The following is a 17822-nucleotide window of genomic DNA, read 5'->3' as shown; positions in this document are numbered from 1 at the left end:
TAAAATAGCTTAACCCAAGATCTTCCATTGACCTTCTATCTTCTGTAGCTGATAGGTCAATGGCGCAGGTTCGCTCTGTCCTTTGAGCATCAACTCACCAGTAATAGTGGCACGAGTCTTGTCATCATTATACCTAGTATCAGTGATAGTAACGCCATCGACAGTCTGCTGAAAAGCGGATTGTGTTTTGGCAAGCTCTTTTTCAAAATTCGCCATATCTACTTGATAGTATCCAACCGCTTCTTTTACATCGCCATAATATAAGCTATTTAGCGCCTGTTTGACGGTGTCTTCTGGCGTACCAGCTTCAGTCGGATTGGTCACTAAGCTTTTTTGTTTGGATGAAGCAGTGATTGGGTTGATGTTATCACTATCGATGGCTGTCTCATCTTTAGCGCTATCCGTCATTTGCTCGCTTGCCACTGGGTTATGTGCATCAACGTCTGCCGTCTGATTGGCTGCATCGACTTCAGGGTTTTCAGCTACGGCAGCTGTATCGCTCGCTGTGTTTGCGCTATCGGCTTCTACATTATCGTTGTTGCTACACCCGCTGATTAGTAGTCCGGTGCTTAATACACCAGCAGTTAGTAGCATTGGTAAGCGTCGTAACGTTGAATATTCGACTGTCATAGTAAACCTCAAATTTCATTTATTTATCAATAATCGATTATGACAACTATCAGCGGCATTCACTGTCAATTCTCATATTAAGCTTGTTTTGGTTTAGTAAGTCATTTATTCAGCGTTCACAAATAAATTAGCCATGCTTTAGCTGACGCGGACGGAAGCCTGTTGCTAATAATACCACCCCATAAACTAGGGCACCAACCGCACACATGATGAGCAGAGCCGCGATACGTCGCCACTGAGCCTCATCGGCTGGGAAGTAAGGTAACATGATATAAAGGACAGCAACCATAGAAGCGGTAGAGATTGCAAACTGAGCAAACAGCTTTTTCCAATGGCTGCCAAAACGGAAAATATCGCGCTTATGTAAGAAATAATATAATAAGCCCGCGTTTACGAAGGCCGCTCCTGTGGTCGCCAGGGCAAGACCACCATGCAGAGGTATCTCTAAAAAGTAAAATATCCCGATAAAAATTACACTAAAAACCATATTGGCAAATACCGATACGATACCGATTTTTACTGGTGTTCTAGTGTCTTGACGGGCAAAAAACGCTGGCGCAAAGATTTTGATGAGCATAAAGCCTAAAATACCACCTGCCATACTGCGTAATGCCAGCGAACTCATTTGCGCATCACGCAAGGTAAATTCACCGCGTAAAAACAGCGCTTGCATCAGCACATCAGCCAGTATAAATAAGGCTGCTGATGCTGGAACACCCACCAATATGATTAAACGTGCCGCCCAATCAATGGTCTTTTTAAAGCTAACATCGTCTTTTTTGGCTTCGCTTTTCGACAAGCTGGGCAAAATGACCGTACCAATCGCTACGCCAATCAGTCCTAACGGCAACTCACTCATACGTTCTGCCGCATAAAGCCAAGAAACCGAACCACCAATCATTAACGAGGCAAAAATAGTATTGAGGAGCAGATTAATCTGAGTGACAGAGACACCAAAGATAGCAGGCAACATGAGTTTTAAGATGCGTTTAACGCCTTCGTGCTGAAAGTCAATCTTGGGCGCGACCAGCAACTTTTGTTGCCAAAGCTGCGGTAATTGTAATAAGAACTGTAGCAAACCGGCGATTGCAACGGCATAACCGAGTGCCATAATCGGTGTATCGAACATAGGGGCAAAAATTAATGCGCCACCAATCATACATAAGTTTAACAGTACGGGTGCAAAAGCTGGCGCAGCAAAACGCCCGTAGCTTTGTAAAATACCGCTCGCAAAAGCGGTCATAGAAATAAATAATAAATAGGGAAAGGTAAGGCGCAGTAGCTCAGCGGTGATGGCAAATTTACCAGGTTGGTCAGCAAATCCGGGAGCAAATAACGTCACTACCCATGGTGCCATCAAAATGACGACCACGGTGAGCATCGATAGAATCAACAACAGGGCGCCCGAGGTACGACTGACTAATATCTGTACCTGTTGTAAGCTGTATTTTTCTTTGTATTCGGACAGTACTGGCACGAAAGCTTGGCTAAAAGCGCCTTCAGCAAACAGACGGCGCAAAAAGTTAGGTATCTTAAAGGCGACCAAAAAGGCATCCATCAGACCACCTGCGCCAAACACCCCTAATAATACGACATCGCGTACCAGACCTAAGATACGGGACAGCATGGTCATGCTGCTGACGACCATGGTTGAGCGAAATAACCGACTTTTTGCCATGAGAACCTATTTTGCTAAGTTGTTTACTGTTATTTGTTTACTGATGATTGTTTGCTGAGTTGCTGCTATCAAAAAACTGACGGATTATAGCACTTTCATAATCGAGATAAATGGATTGGATGTGGAATTGCTTTAGGGTGCTTAGATAAGCTAGGGCGTGTCCTCATTTTAAAAATGGTGATAAAAGTGAGGTAAATTGTAGTCAAACAAGGAAAAGAGCGCAGATAATATCGAGATATTACCTAGCTATTTGACGATGATTGGCAAGATTTAACCATTTTTAGCCCATTTAGATCGCTATCAGTTGAATTGAGGACACGCCCTAGCCCTTAAGGTTTTTCCCTACCAGTTCACGTAACTTTGGCCAGTCAAAATAATCGCCAGGATCTGTCTTTCGACCCGGTGCGATATCGCTATGACCAGTTAAGTGTCGGCGAGTTTTTGGGTAGGCGTCATATAGCGCAGCGATAACGGCTGCAAGTGTGTCATATTGCACCGAGGTAAAGGACACAAAATCTGACCCTTCCAGCTCGATGCCAATGCTATAATCATTACATTCAGGACGACCAAGGTAGCTGGATCTGCCTGCATGCCATGCGCGCTCGGCAAAGTTTACAAACTGTGTGATAGCACCATCACGTTCTATAAATACATGTGCTGAGACTTCTGCGCCTTTAATCGTCTGAAAATAAGGATGCGCATCCCAGTCCAATTGATTGGTAAATAATGCTTTTACATAATGAACGCCATCACTGCCGCAGACGCCAAACTCATTCGATGGTAGGCTAATATTGTGAATGACAATGGTGTCAATAGTCAGGTTGTCGGGGCGTTTATTATAGTTCGGCGACATAAGCCAAGTGGCTGAGGATAAGCGCCCGTCCTTTATAATCATTGGCGGTGTCGTGGACATAGTGCTCTCTTTTATTATGTGATTAATAAGTGCGTAGCAAATACTTGTGATTACCGATTTTTTATTAATTAATAGCAAGACTCTCTAAAAAATAGCCAATCACAACCTTCTTTTGACGATTCGATAGACCCAGTAACGCGATGAGCGTATGGCTTCTACAGTGCGAGATATTACTCATGTCTATATATTCAAACCTTGTGGTGCATTGCAACTTGTTGGCGACAGACTGTACGCCAACAAAGATGAGCAGGCGCGCGCGTTTACCATTAACGATTGCAGGTCTGTTACTGACGGTACAAGCGCAGGCATTTTTGCCAACGCCAGCAGAGCTTGTGACCACAGGTGAGCTAGCGTTAGATAACAAAGCTGATGCTGGGCTAAATAATAACATCAAGCCAAATAGCATCTCAAATAAAGATGGCACTGATCATTCGCGCACTAAGAATACTATTGGTAGTGTCGATAATAACGTTAGTCATATTGTCGCTACCAACACCAACGCAGAACAGCTGCTAGCATCATGGCGCGAGCAAGCAAAAACAGAAAACCTAGCCCAGCATACGACATGGCGACGTTTATTGTACTTCTTTGATGATCAAAAGAATCTAATTGGTAAGAAAAAAGACACAAGTCTCGTTGATGATGCTAGCTTCTTTTTAAGTGAAAAAGGTGCGCAAGACTCAGGCGCAGAGCTTGATGCATTGTTGGTCGCTCTTGCTGAAGAATTAGTACCGACTCATAATACGGTTGTCAAAAACAATAGCGCTAATAACTCGGTGCTCTGCCGTTTTCCAGCGCGCGTACAATGGCTGACTGATACGCTAAATATTGATAAGACAAGCTGGCAAGCTGAGTGTCCAGAGCTGGATGAGTGGATGCAAAAGCTGGCACCTGAGCAGCTGTCTATTATGTTTGCCGAAGAGTATTTGGACAATCCCATATCAGCCTTTGCCCATACCTTGTTGCGTATTGACTCAAAGGCCAGTGTGGCTGATCCCAGTCAGATTCATCATGCCTACGCGCTGAATTATACGGTCGATGGTGATCCAAACGATAGTTTTCCAGTTTATGCCATCAAATCCATGACAGGTCTCTATGATAACGCCATTGAAATCTATCCTTACCCAGAAAAACTGGCGAAATACTTGCAAGACGATGAGCGCGATGCGTGGACGTATCAGTTGAACTTGACCCCAAGCGAGGTGCAACAAATCATGTTGCATGTTTGGGAAACCAAAGGGTTAGAACTACCGTATTATTTCACCACTGATAACTGCGCCTCTGAGGTTTTGCGCCTCATCGATGTCGTGCGTCCACAGCAGCATTTATTAAGCCGATTGCCTTATGCCGTCGTACCCTCTGACGTCATTCAGCTGCTTAATGAAGAAGACTTACTGGCAAACCCTCGTTATACGCCAGCTGACAATACCGTACGTCAAGCCGTGCTTAACCAAGCCAAGGCCGCCGCTAAGCTGGGTTATCAGCCATTGACTAAAGAAGCTGCCCAAGAGATTAAATCCGCAGAGCGCAATCCAGCATCCAGTATGTCAACAGATGGTCAAACCATACTAGATCCACCTATCGTCGCTGCCAACAACAATCCAATAGACAGACATCCATTGCAAATGGCGCAGATTGGTGTCGGACAGCGCGGTGACAATAATTATATCGATGTGGGCGTGCGTGCAGGCTTTCATGACACCCTTGATAGGACAGCTGGTTTTTCACAGTTTTTTAATTTAGAAGGGCTGGCAGCGACGCTACGCCTTTACGACAAAGATGATAACAATAGCAGCCACAAACAGCCGGATAGTGTGGTCTTGCAGAATTTTACACTGCTGCGCGGACGCTCATTTAACCCAGTAAATAGCGCTCAGCAAGGCAAAACTTGGGGCGTCAGTGTCGAGGCGACCCGAGTAAACGATGGCTCACAGCAAGATGGTACGGATCATTTGGTTGGGAGCGTGGGTTATGAGACTGGCTGGTCGTGGGCATTTGGTACACCAAGTGCTGGTACTGGCGAGATGCCGCCGCAATTATGTTACACCTTGCTATCAGGCACGGGACAAGCAGGGCGCGGTATTAATAAAGGCTTTCGCGTAGGTGCAGGTGTGAATGCTGGTTGCCGTTATCAAATTAACAATCAGTTACGTGCGCAGGCTGAATTGCAATTGCCATATTGGTATCATGGCAGCAGCGATGAGTCTAATGCTCGCGGTCATTACTGGCAGCCGGTCTCAATGTTAGGTCTACAATACGATATCGATAAAAAACAAGCATTACGTATCAATGCCAACTACGAGTGGCAAGATCGCATCGATGCCAATGACGATGTACAACTGTCATATAGACGTTATTTTTAGTACTTATTATAAAAAATGTATAAGCAGTCATTAGAAATGGCGTTCGAATAAAGGATAAATGATGAGTACGCAAAATTTACTGATTATCGGTCAAGGTGATATCGGTTTACCGGTTACCAACAAGCTTGCGCAAGATGGCTTTAACGTTACTGGGCTGGCACGCAATGAACGCGAGCACTATCATTTGGATAGTGAGGCAACGTTTATGCAAGCCGATGCGTTGACATTGACCGCTGAGCAGCTGCAAGATTTTACACATATAGCGATTATCGTCACGCCCGATGACTATTCAACCAGCGGCTATCACGAGAGTTACTTGGCGATTAATCAGCATTTGGCGACGCTTGCTCCAAAGTTAACTAATCTTGAACGTATTGTCTTTATTTCCTCAACGGGTGTTTATGGGCAAGATAACGGCGAATGGATCGATGAAAATACCGCGCCTGTCAGTCCTGAGCGCGAAGCATCAAAGGTCATATTGCAAGCAGAGCAAGTCTTGCAGCAAGGCTTTGATGATAAAGCCATTATCATTCGTCCAAGCGGTATTTATGGTCGCGCGCGCTTAATGCGACTACGTAAGGCTCGTGAGCCAAATAAAGATCCAATGCCAGCTGAGCATTGGAGCAATCGCATTATGGATCGCGACTTGGTCAATATTATCACCAACGTCCTGACCAGTACTGCGCCAAAATCACTCTATATCGCCACTGACTATGCGCCCGTCACTACTTATGAGCTAGGCGTTTGGTTAAGCGAGCAAATAGGTGAGACGCCACCTGCTATTGATCATTCAAAAACAGCGGTTACGGGGAAGCGCTTGCACAGCAACATTCCGTTAGCTTGGCTGGATTATCCTGACTGGCAAGCAGGTTACCGTGACATTTTGAACCATCAAGAGTAAGCCCTTAAGAGTCAGCCCTTAAGAGTAAGACAATTGCCTTATTTAAGCATTCTTATTCGTTTTATACTTTATAAACTATGGAGATTTCATGACCCAGCCTTCTACTTCTGATGACCGTTTATCTCATGCTAATCTGGCAGCAGAAGGCGGTAAGCTGGCAGAAAACCATGTGCAAAAAAAGGCTGAGCAATCGTCTATGCTAGCTGATTCACAGCAGCCTGCAATCGTCCACCCCAACTTTGATCCCAGACAATCTCCCCTTGATCCTGCACGGCCCTTAACTGATATCCCAGAGCCTGCCCGCCGCTTGAACGGTCAATTGAGACGGCTTTACGGTAACTCTGCGCGGTTTTATCAGCCCAATGAAGACCGCTTTTCGAAATGGGCACTGATTGCTTCAGAAGCGCTGGCTGAGCATTTGTCATTACTTAATGCTGCCAAACTTATCGAGTTGCCTGATAACTTTTACGAAAATCATAGGGAGCAGCCATTGTTATCAGCATTATCCGATATGACTATGTTAGATATGTCAGATATCCAAAAGGCCATTCGTGCTTATCCAAAACTGCACCGCTTTGGGTTTAGGCCTGCTGATCGCTCTGAAATGATTGAGTCAGATAATAAACGCCACGACGCTTCAGCATCGCTACGAGCATTGACCAAGCGTTATAATCCTGATGAGCTACTCAATAGTCTGTATGCCGATGATTGGCAAGTGGTTTTGCAGCCGCAGCAGTTTGAGACAGGAGAGGGCAGTTTAGCGACAGATATCATGGCCTGTAGTGCTGCTGTCCATGCTTTAAAACAGTGCAGTACGCGCAAAAGTATCAATTATAGCTATAGCGCTGCGCAAATATGTCAGTATGTGCGTAGTTATTTGCTCAGTCAGATTGTTTGTGAGCCCTCGCAGCGGCACGCGTATCGTCAAATTCGGATGTTTTCTGGTCACATTATTGTTGCCGCTTATCATTTGGGCTGGGAGATACAAGTACGGAACGATGGCCAAAGCTATTTTAATGTCTCATCACGTAGTGGCTTACTGACTCGCTATGCCAATATGCAGGATTACGAGATCAATGGTTGGTCAAGCTGATCAATAATGCGTACAATAATGCCAGTTTTTCGCCCCTCTTTTTGCTGATAGGAATGTCATAATGTCTCACGTACCACGCCCTCAAGACCTCACGTTTTCATCTCATCAATTCATTCAATTGGCCTTAGACAACCAAGTCCTGAAGTTTGGTGAGTTTGTACTCAAGTCTGGTCGCATTAGTCCGTATTTTTTTAATGCTGGCTTGCTAGCGACGGGTGAAATGTTGTCGTTGCTCGCGCGCGGTTATGCCGATGCCTTGGCCGAACAGTTGGCTGCTAGCAATAACGGTACAGATGAGCAAGAGCTGGTTATTTTTGGCGCCGCTTATAAAGGTATTCCATTTGTGGCTGCCACCGCGCAAGCCTTATGGCACCATCATGGTATCAATGCTAAGTGGGGTTATAACCGTAAAGAAGCCAAAACCCACGGTGAAGGTGGTAATTTAGTAGGCGCTGATGTCAGTGGCAAAGCAGTTTGGGTACTTGACGATGTCATTACGGCTGGCACAGCGATGCGCGAAGTGGTCGATATTTTAGAGCAAGCAGGTGCAAGCGTTGCTGGTATTATCGTCGCACTTGATCGTAAAGAAAAAGGCTTGGCTGAGCATTCTGCTATTCAAGAGCTTGCAGCTACACTAGAAGTGCCTGTACGTGCATTGGTCGATATCGATGATTTGATCAGTTATTTGTCAGACGGCGAGAGCCAGTACAAAGATGCGACTCAATTAGCCAAAATGCAACATTACCGCGCGCAGTACGGCGTATAGTTGGGCGCTGAAGTTTGAATCTGTTTTAATAATAATATAACGTAAGTGAGCCTTATCATGAGCCAAGAAAATCAAAAAAAATCTTTAAAAATACTCGTCATCATGGATCCTATCGAACGGGTTAATTATAAAAAAGACACTAGCTTGGCGATGATGTGGGCAGCGCAAGATCGCGGGCATCAGCTTGGCTACTGTCAGATTCATGACTTATGGTTGGATCGTGGTCAGTTGATGGTCGATACGCAGCCGCTCACGGTAAAGCGTGATCCAGCAGATTTTTATACGTTGGGTGATAAAAGCACAGGTCCAGTCAGTGGTTATGACGTGATTTTGATGCGTAAAGACCCACCGTTTGATATGCGCTTTATTTATGCGACTTATATGCTTGACCATGCCAAAGCGGCAGGCGTGCTCGTGGTCAATGATCCACAAGCGATCCGTGATTGTAATGAAAAACTATTTGCGACGTGGTTTAGCGACTATATGAGCCCAACGATTGTGACCAGTAAACAGGCACATATTCGTCAGTTTATCGCTGAACAGCAAGATGTCATCGTCAAGCCACTAGATGGTATGGGCGGTACAGGTATCTTCCGTCTGACTGCCGATAGTCCTAATATTGGTGTAACGATTGAGGTGCTGACTGAACTTGAGACACTGCCAATCATGGCACAGCGTTACTTGCCAGAGATTAAGGAAGGCGATAAGCGTGTGTTAATCGTCGATGGCGTCGTGGTAGATTATAGCTTGGCACGTATTCCAAGCAAAGGCGAGACGCGTGGTAATCTAGCAGCGGGTGGTAGTGGTGTTGCTATGCCATTGACTGATATCGAACGCCAAGTGGCAGAAGTCGTGGCACCGATTGTCAAAGAAAAAGGCCTAATGTTCGTTGGTTTGGACTTAATCGGTGGGCGTATCACTGAAATTAACGTTACTAGCCCAACATGCGTGCGTGAGATTGATGATCAATGCGGTACAGATATCGCAACCGACTTTATCATGGCGATTGAGAACAAATTTACTGCATAGCTTTAGCTATGTTAAGGAATACTTTGACTACGTAAAACCCATATTTTAAGGTATTGTTAGTCATTGATTTTTCTTACCGTTTATTAGCATTACACGACGCCAAGCTGTGACCGATCATGGCTTGGATTTTTGTTATTTTTGCTGCATAAAGTGCTGTATATAAGACGATGATTTCCTCTATACTATGCGGGCTTTGGCTAGGTCATTATTTTTTCATAATTGTCTGCGCAGCAGAGAGATAAACCCTTCATATAAATAAAGTAAAGATAGGCAGGCGTTCATGAAAACACCGCATATATTGATGATGGCAGCTGGTACTGGCGGGCACGTTTTTCCAGCGCTTGCCGTTAGTGATGAGCTGACCCAGCGCGGTGCGGTCATTCATTGGTTAGGAACGCCAAACGGTATGGAAAATGGTTTAGTCAAACCGACTGGCTATACTTTTCATGCTATTAATATGCAAGGGCTTCGTGGTAAAGGCGTTGGTCGACTATTAAAGCTACCAATGACTCTGCTGTCAGCGACGATGTCTGCCGTAAAAGTGATTCGTAGTAATCAGATTGATGTGGTTGTTGGGTTCGGTGGTTATGTGACTGCACCTGGTGGTATCGCTGCACGTCTAACCAATACGCCACTGATTATCCATGAGCAAAATGCCATCGCTGGCATGAGCAATCGCTACCTGTCTAAGCTTTCGACCAAGACATTACAAGCGTTTGAGGATACCTTTGCTAATAGTGTGCAGTATGCCAAGCTTGAGACAGTGGGCAATCCCGTGCGTAATGCCATTACAGGTGTCGCAGAGCCAACGGTACGCTATGATGTGAATGATCGCTCACCGCTTAAATTGTTGGTAGTAGGCGGATCACTTGGCGCTCAAGCCTTAAATGACACCGTGCCAAAAGCGCTTGCACTGCTAAACGAGCCTTTTGAAGTGCGTCACCAATGCGGGCGTAACAATGAGGCCGCCACGCAAGCAGCTTACGATAGCGAAGACTTAAGCAGGCATCAGTTTACGGTACAGCCTTTTATCGATGATATGGCAGCGGCTTATAACTGGGCAGATATGATTGTATGCCGTGCAGGCGCATTGACCGTTACCGAAATCCAAAACGTCGGTATCGCTGCTATTTTTGTGCCGTTACCGCATGCCGTTGATGATCACCAAACGGCTAATGCGCGCACGCTAACCTCACATGATGCGGCAATCTTGTTACCGCAAACTGAGCTGACAGCCAAGCGTTTGAGTGACGAGCTTGCTGTACTTAATCGAGAAAAGTGCTTAACGATGGCAAAAAAAGGTCATGCTCTTGCCAATCGTAGTGCGAGTAAGCAAGTTGCCGATATTATTTGGCAAGCGTTGTAGCCTGTAACTCATACCCATTATTTTTAATTTACCAAATTTTATTGACCTTTAATAAAGAGAGATCCTTATGTCTACCTCTGCAAAAGCCTTACCTAAGCGTTTGATTGAAATACCAGAGATGCGCCGTATTCAGCATTTGCATTTTGTTGGTATTGGCGGTTCAGGTATGTGCGGTATCGCAGAGGTAATGAACAATCAAGGCTATCAAGTCAGTGGTTCTGACATCGCAGAAAGCTTGGTGACGAAGCGCCTACAGCAGATTGGCATCGAGATATCGATCGGTCATGACTCCAAAAATATCGCCAATGCGGATGTTATTGTCGTCTCGTCAGCGATTGATCGCAGCAACCCTGAAGTAAAAGCAGCGCTTGAAGCGCGTCTGCCAGTGGTACGCCGTGCCGATATGTTGGGTGAATTAATGCGCTATCGTCATGGTATTGCAGTTGCTGGCGCGCATGGCAAAACCACCACGACCAGTTTGCTCACCACGATGATGGCAGAAGGCCAGCTCGATCCTACTTACGTAATTGGTGGTAAGCTGAACGCCTCTGGCAAAAATGCCGCACTTGGTAGCAGCCGTTTCTTGGTGGCAGAAGCCGATGAGTCTGATGCATCGTTTTTGTCTTTACATCCGATGGCAGCGATTGTGACCAATATCGACCAAGACCATATGGAAACGTATGAGAATAGTTTTGATAAATTAAAAGCAGCTTATATTCAGTTTTTGCAAAACATGCCGTTTTATGGCTTGGCAGTGGTGTGCGGTGATGATCCAGAATTGTATGCAATGATTGATGATATCGGTCGCCCAGTCTTGACCTTTGGGCTTGAACCTTTTAACGATGTACAAGGCGTTGACTTGGTGACGGAAGGCACTAAAACGCACTTCACAGTATTGCGCCGTGACCGTGAGCCTTTGCGCTTGACGCTTAATATTCCTGGTACACATAACGTCTACAATGCCCTTGCCGCTATCACCATGGCGACCGATGAAGGTGTCGATGATGAAGCGATCAAACGCGCTTTGCAGAAATTTGAAGGCGTTGGTCGCCGATTTGAGCAGCATGCCTCTGTCGATATCGATGATGGTAATGTCTTATTGATCGACGACTATGGTCATCATCCAAAAGAAGTCGACGCCACCATTAAGGCCGCTCGTCAAAGTTTCCCTGATCGTCGTTTGGTAATGCTATTTCAACCGCATCGTTACAGCCGTACCCGTGATTGCTTTGATGACTTTGTCGAAGTGCTCTCAAGCGTAGATGAGCTATTATTGTTAGACGTCTATTCAGCAGGTGAAACACCAATTACAGGCGCTGATACCAAGTCACTAGCGCGCAGTATTCGTTTGCGTGGTGAGGTTGAACCGACGATTATTGATAAAGATAATTTAGCCCCTGTCATGCAACGTTTACTAAAAGCCAATGACATGCTCATTACTCAGGGTGCAGGTAATGTGGGACAGATTGCTGTCGACTTGGCTGCCAATAACCTTTACATTTAGTAAGCTAAAAATTTTAGGAACTGTCCTTATGACAACGAACGATAATCAAGAAAGTATAAACAATAATAATGCCGTTGATGCTGCTGAGGATAAGACAGCCATTATCAATCCAGAGTCCGCTCTAGCAGCTGCTGCACAAGCAGAGAAAAATGATATGGAAAACAACCGGTCAAGCCAAGACAAACCATTGAGCGCTGATGCCAACGAAGTAAAAGATGCTGGACAATTTGGTAAAGTAGCCGTCATTTATGGTGGCAGCAGCAATGAGCGCAGCGTATCGTTGGATAGTGGTGCCGCTGTATTGCAGGCACTACAAAACCAAGGCGTTGATGCCACTCATTTTGATCCTAAGCATCAAGACATTACTGAGCTTCGTGACTATGATCGCGTGTTTAACGTGTTGCATGGTCGCGGCGGCGAAGATGGCTTGCTACAAGGCGTGTTGCAATGGTTTGATATTCCGCAGACGGGTTCAGGTATTCTGGCATCAGCGCTAGGCATGGACAAAGTTCGTACCAAGCAATTGTGGCAAGGCTGCGGCTTAGCGACGGCACCATTTTCACTATTGACGGCCGATACCGACTGGCAGCAAGTGGTTAACATGCTAGGTTTACCACTCATTATCAAGCCTGTTCATGAAGGCTCCAGTATTGGCATGACCAAGGTTAATAACTTGGACGAGTTGCCTGCGGCTTATGCAACAGCGGTACAGTGCGGTGATGCGGTCATGGCTGAGCGCTGGATTACTGGTCGCGAGTTTACGATTGTCATTATCGATGATGAAGCCTATCCGGTCATTCGTCTTGAACCTGCTGATATTACCAACTTCTATGATTTTGAAGCCAAGTACAATCGTAATGATACCAGCTATTATATTCCTTGCGGCTTGAGTGATGCTGATGAAAAGCATTTACAAGACTTGAGCCTTGCGGCATTTCGCGCAGTAGACGCAAAAGGCTGGGGGCGTATCGATGCCATGCAAGATGAGGCGGGCAATTTTTGGTTACTTGAAATCAACACCGTACCGGGTATGACCAGTCATAGTCTGGTACCGATGGCAGCCAAAGCTCGCGGTATGGATTTTGATACACTGTGCTGGCATATCCTTGCGCAAACGTTATAAATAATTGATAACAGCTCAGATGTTTTTATCTAGGTTAATATGAATGACGCAGTTTATGACAGAATTATTGATGGCATAGATGTTTGAGAAACGGCTATTAATGAGTAAAAATAACCGTTTGAACAGCACTGATACTGTTGGTTGTTGGCAAACATAAACATAATTGAATGTATCGCTAGCCCTGCTATACCACAGCTTCATGTAAACTTGTGTAAATTCGTTGTCCGTAGTAGGGGTTAGGCTATTGTTTGACCGCAAAATACGTTAATATTGTAATTATTGAATCGTTTTAGTGATATTTATGAATGATTTATGACCTTGCGTTATAAATCGAGAGAAATAGACGCTTGATCGAAAATGATAGCGCCTTAAAGACGTTTTTAAATAAAATTTTTGATACTATATTAGTTATCCTACTGCAAAATATAAGCAGACTTACCTTTAATAAAAGTGCTATTGGCTTCATTAAAATAGCTTTATGCAAAATAGGGACAAAGGTCATTATGGCTCAAGCTGTCAACGACGTAACTGACTTGATGAGTGATAAAGCCCGTCGTCCAACATCTAACTTCCAAGTACCGAATTCGGTCAGATATTTTTTTATGGTATTGGTGTTAGGTCTGCTAGTGCTTATATTAATTATGGGTGGCAAAGCGTTACGTGATGCGCCTCCAGCTGCCATTCATGTCAGCAATCAGGGACTTACGGTTGCTCAGTACCAAAAGCTACAGCAAGTCATGAATCAACAGAAAGTGAGCAGTTTTTTTACTTCTGATCTACAAGCATTAAGAGATATTACTACGGGTCTTGCTTGGGTGGATCAAGTGAGTGTGACTCGTGACTGGCAACTTGGCATTGTGGTCACAGCGCTGCCCAAGCAGGCGGTTGCGAATTTTGGTACAGAACGTTTGGTCGATGCAAAGGGGATTGTTTTTGTCCCTGCTGATAGTAAGGATTTGACCCAAGCCCAATTTGCCACTTTGCAAGGTGAGATAACGCAAGCGCCGGTCATCATGCAACAGATGCAACAAATCAACGATTGGTATGCACCACTCGATATGCAAGTTGCAGATATTATCCTGTCGCCAAGAATGACATGGCTCATTCGTTTTGATAACGGTCAGCGAGTCATTGTTGATAATGAAAATACCGCGCAAAAGCTGCTGAATCTTAGTCAATTACTAGGTAATCAGTTAAGTAATCGCCGAAATGAAATACAGTCTGTAGATTTACGTTATAAAAATGGCTTTACCATCGCTTGGAATATGGCACAACCAGAAATCGAAGCACCAAAAAGCTGACTGTCATAAAAAATAGTGAGTAGTAAGGAACGGTGAGTAGAAAGAACGGTAAGCAAAAGTAGTTGATAAACTACCAGTACTTCATGACACTTTGTTTATTTAGTATAGAGATTGTAGGTACGATAGGATATAACGGCGTAAAGATAGTGATTTTTTTAATGATTTAATGGAGACGTCATTTGGTCTCCTGTTTAGCGATAATTTGTCTGGTACCATGAAAAATACTGAAAATCTGGTTGTTGTCCATCTAAGTGCCACGGCAGTGTATGTCGTTATTGGCAGCGTTGTCTCTGCAAAAGACATTCGTATTATGGGTGTAGGGCAAGTCAAAAATAGTGACTTCTATCAAGGTCAAATAAAACATCGCGAACGCTTGCAAGGCGCTATCAGGCAAGCCATTCAAGAAGCAGAAGATACTGCCAATTGCCGTGTGCATAGTGTGTGGTTGACCTTGGCAACGCCTGAGCTCCTGAGTAAAAACAGTGCGGGCGAAGTACTAGTAGAGGATGAGGTCGTACGTGCCAAAGATATGGTACAGGCATTGTCTAACGCCAAATCACGCGACTTGTCCTCAGACTATTATTTGATGCACTGTTGCCAGCAAGGTATCTATGTCGATGAACAAGATTTTATGGTCGACGATGCGATTGAGACGGTAGCGCACAATATCAGCGTGATGTATCACATGATGATGATGCCGGTCGCCAGCCGTCAGAACATCCAAAAACTATTGCAGAGTTGTGATGTCGGCATCGATCATATTGTCTTTGATGCGGTGACCAGTGCAGAATATAGCTTGATGAGTGATGAACGCCAGCAGGGTGTCTGTTTGGTTGATATCGGAGCGAGCACGACTAGCATCTGTGTTTATAAAGAAAACAAGTTGATTTTTACCCATTGTATCGCGACTGGCAGCCATGAAGTGACGATGGATATTTCCGCAGATGTCGGTATATCGATGATAGAAGCTGAAAAGCTTAAAAAATCGCATGGTACGGTCGATGTCAATAGCGTCGATCCTAGCTCGTTTTTTATCTTTAAGCCGCAAGGGACTAGCGACGAGATTAATATTGGTATTTATAACTTAGCCCGTATTATTGAAGCGCGTTATGTGCAAATTTTTACTGAAGTGGCGCGTCAATTGCATGAGGCAGATTTGATCAGCTATATTGATAAAGGCATCGTGCTGACAGGCGGCGGTAGTGTGATCAAAGGCATGATACCCTTTGCTAAGAAGCTGCTTAAAATGCCAGTCGTTTTGACCAATACCCACCCAGCAATCAGCGCTTATAATCACTTTGATAATGACGAATCATTCAAACAGCTAAATATCCAAGTCAATGATCGCGCTTATCAAACGGCATTTGGTACACTACTGTACAGCCAAAGCGAGCAGTTTCGCCACAGTGAAAAAAGCGAACCGGAAGCGATTCAAAAAAACAGAGTAACTGGCGTCTTTCAAAGTGCAGGGCAACGTTTTGCTAGTGTGCTCAAAAAGATACTATAACTCCGTTGCTAACGACGTTGGTACAAAAATATTTATATCAAAGAATACTTATACAATAAGCGTTGTTGTTTTGAAAGATGTACCACAATTAAGCGTATAACGTAATATCGAAAGTAACATTGAAGTTAATACCCTGAGCGATGATGACATATTTTCGTCCAAGCTTAACGGTTTAAGATATAGCCCTGTTTTATTTAAATACATTTATATATAGTAAGTCGATAGCGCGTCATATGAGTGCGTTACCATGTATCGACCATCACGCTATCTGCAACTGGAGAATCTTTTTTATGTCAAAATACACCATGCCAGATGATAACCAGCTTCAAAATAACGGCCAAGCAAGCTTCACAGTATTCGGTGTGGGTGGTGGTGGCGGTAATGCGGTTGAACATATGGTACAACAAGGAATTAGAGGTGTGACGTTCGTCTGTGCTAATACGGATAAACAAGCACTTGATCGTCTGACAGCGCCGCATAAGTTACAACTTGGCGCAAAAACGAACCGCGGTCTAGGCGCTGGTGCCAATCCAGAAGTCGGACGTGAAGCAGCAGAAAGCGAAGAAGAAGCCATCCGCGCATTACTCGAACATTCAGATATGGTCTTTATTACCGCTGGAATGGGCGGCGGTACTGGTACGGGTGCAGCGCCAGTCGTGGCTCGTATTGCCAAAGAGATGGAAGTATTGACGGTCGCTGTTGTGACCACACCTTTCAAATTCGAAGGCGGGAAACGTATCAAAGCAGCTAAGGCTGGTATTGAGCAACTGACCAACTTCGTTGACTCTATCATTACCATTCCAAATGACAAGCTGATGAGCGTCTACGGCAATATCTCTATGCAAGATGCGTTCAAAAAAGCGGATGATGTGTTATTACACGCCGTGCAAGGTATTGCTGAAACCATCGCAAGCGAAGGTATGATCAATATTGACTTTAACGATATCCGTACGGCGATGACTGCTAAAGGTCACGCCATGATGGGTATTGGTCGTGCTAGCGGTGATGATCGTGCGCGTCAAGCAACCGAAAAAGCCATTAGATCACCATTGCTTGATGATTTACGTTTAGAAAACGCCAAAGGTCTACTGGTTAACGTTATCTCTTCTGAGTCATTATCATTAGATGAGATGAGTAAAATCAGCGCAATCGTCGAAGAAATTACCGATATCGATGATGCCCATATCTTCTATGGTTCTGTAATCGACGAAAAAATGGGTGAAGATCTACATGTGACCGTTATTGCAACGGGTTTGACGTTGGATGAAAATGCAGGCCAAGAGCCAGAAGTAGTGGAGCAGCCTGTGCCTTCTGTGAATAGCACACAGCCTGTTGATCCTAATTTGCATACCAGTGCGCTAAACAGCCAAAAGCAGTCACAAGCGCAGCTGCATCAAGATAGTCTAGCGCGTGCAAATCCGACGCAAGAGCAGCCCAAAACCAAGACCAACAGCATTCAAGATTATTTAAAGCGTCAACAAAATAAATAGTCATTGTTTACTTCTCGTGATTATAAAAAGCCAGCGCTATGTCGCTGGCTTTTTTGTGCTCATCCATAAGAAATGATTTGTTTTGAAACATTATTTTTTAGTAAGCCGTTATTAGAGCGTGCTAAACGTTCACGGATAGCCTCTGTTAGTACATGATT

14 protein-coding genes are annotated in these 17822 nt (G+C 44.6%); 11 read left to right on the top strand and 3 right to left on the bottom strand.

From position 1 onward, the window contains the following. Nucleotides 1-9 precede the first annotated feature (9 nt). The 3 genes from RH96_RS12575 to ampD form a co-directional block, all read right to left on the bottom strand. The gene (locus RH96_RS12575; RefSeq protein ID WP_026037358.1) at nt 10-630 is read right to left on the bottom strand and encodes a hypothetical protein; all 621 of its coding nucleotides are present in this window, start codon (nt 628-630) and stop codon (nt 10-12) included. Nucleotides 631-757: 127 nt separating this feature from the next. Beyond that, on the bottom strand, nt 758-2308 hold the full coding sequence (gene murJ, locus RH96_RS12570; RefSeq protein WP_010201491.1) for a murein biosynthesis integral membrane protein MurJ: 1551 nt from the start codon (nt 2306-2308) through the stop codon (nt 758-760). A gap of 322 nt (nt 2309-2630) precedes the next feature. Further along, nucleotides 2631-3221 carry a 1,6-anhydro-N-acetylmuramyl-L-alanine amidase AmpD gene (gene ampD / locus RH96_RS12565; RefSeq protein WP_010201490.1) on the bottom strand — a complete coding sequence of 197 codons (591 nt, stop codon included), beginning with the start codon at nt 3219-3221 and terminating at the stop codon, nt 2631-2633. 176 nt (nt 3222-3397) lie between these two features. On the opposite strand from ampD, the gene RH96_RS12560 reads away from it, so the two are divergent. The 11 genes from RH96_RS12560 to ftsZ all read left to right on the top strand — a co-directional run bounded on the left by RH96_RS12560 (nt 3398) and on the right by ftsZ (nt 17664). Beyond that, nucleotides 3398-5584: a DUF4105 domain-containing protein gene (locus RH96_RS12560; protein WP_081501603.1), complete on the top strand. Its 2187-nt coding sequence runs from the start codon at nt 3398-3400 to the stop codon at nt 5582-5584. Between the two features lie 61 nt (nt 5585-5645). Next, nucleotides 5646-6485, top strand: a complete 840-nt coding sequence (locus RH96_RS12555) for an SDR family oxidoreductase (protein WP_010201487.1) — start codon at nt 5646-5648, stop codon at nt 6483-6485. An 88-nt stretch (nt 6486-6573) separates the two neighbouring features. After that, complete coding sequence (locus RH96_RS12550) at nt 6574-7578, top strand: hypothetical protein (RefSeq protein ID WP_010201485.1); 1005 nt, start codon at nt 6574-6576, stop codon at nt 7576-7578. Between the two features lie 61 nt (nt 7579-7639). Next, nucleotides 7640-8344 carry an orotate phosphoribosyltransferase gene (pyrE, locus tag RH96_RS12545; protein ID WP_010201484.1) on the top strand — a complete coding sequence of 235 codons (705 nt, stop codon included), beginning with the start codon at nt 7640-7642 and terminating at the stop codon, nt 8342-8344. Between the two features lie 57 nt (nt 8345-8401). Beyond that, nucleotides 8402-9373: a glutathione synthase gene (gene gshB, locus RH96_RS12540; protein WP_010201482.1), complete on the top strand. Its 972-nt coding sequence runs from the start codon at nt 8402-8404 to the stop codon at nt 9371-9373. A 280-nt stretch (nt 9374-9653) separates the two neighbouring features. After that, a complete protein-coding gene (murG, locus tag RH96_RS12535; protein ID WP_010201479.1) occupies nt 9654-10739 on the top strand; it encodes an undecaprenyldiphospho-muramoylpentapeptide beta-N-acetylglucosaminyltransferase in 1086 nt (361 codons plus the stop codon). Between the two features lie 67 nt (nt 10740-10806). Continuing rightward, nucleotides 10807-12243 (top strand): UDP-N-acetylmuramate--L-alanine ligase, encoded by a 1437-nt coding sequence (gene murC, locus RH96_RS12530; protein WP_010201477.1) that lies wholly within the window; start codon nt 10807-10809, stop codon nt 12241-12243. Nucleotides 12244-12397: 154 nt separating this feature from the next. Next, nucleotides 12398-13366, top strand: coding sequence for a D-alanine--D-alanine ligase (locus RH96_RS12525; RefSeq protein WP_051000758.1), 969 nt, complete (start codon nt 12398-12400; stop codon nt 13364-13366). A 503-nt stretch (nt 13367-13869) separates the two neighbouring features. Beyond that, nucleotides 13870-14667, top strand: a complete 798-nt coding sequence (locus RH96_RS12520; protein WP_026037355.1) for a cell division protein FtsQ/DivIB — start codon at nt 13870-13872, stop codon at nt 14665-14667. Nucleotides 14668-14881: 214 nt separating this feature from the next. Next, complete coding sequence (gene ftsA, locus RH96_RS12515; RefSeq protein ID WP_201592179.1) at nt 14882-16174, top strand: cell division protein FtsA; 1293 nt, start codon at nt 14882-14884, stop codon at nt 16172-16174. 290 nt (nt 16175-16464) lie between these two features. Beyond that, the gene (gene ftsZ, locus RH96_RS12510; RefSeq protein WP_010201472.1) at nt 16465-17664 is read left to right on the top strand and encodes a cell division protein FtsZ; all 1200 of its coding nucleotides are present in this window, start codon (nt 16465-16467) and stop codon (nt 17662-17664) included. Nucleotides 17665-17822 lie beyond the last annotated feature (158 nt).

Origin of the sequence: Psychrobacter sp. PAMC 21119 (assembly GCF_000247495.1) — a bacterium.
GTDB classification, from domain to species: Bacteria; Pseudomonadota; Gammaproteobacteria; order Pseudomonadales; family Moraxellaceae; genus Psychrobacter; species Psychrobacter glaciei.
Note: the sequence above shows the minus strand (reverse complement) of the source record. Positions and strands in the feature narration are given on the sequence as shown.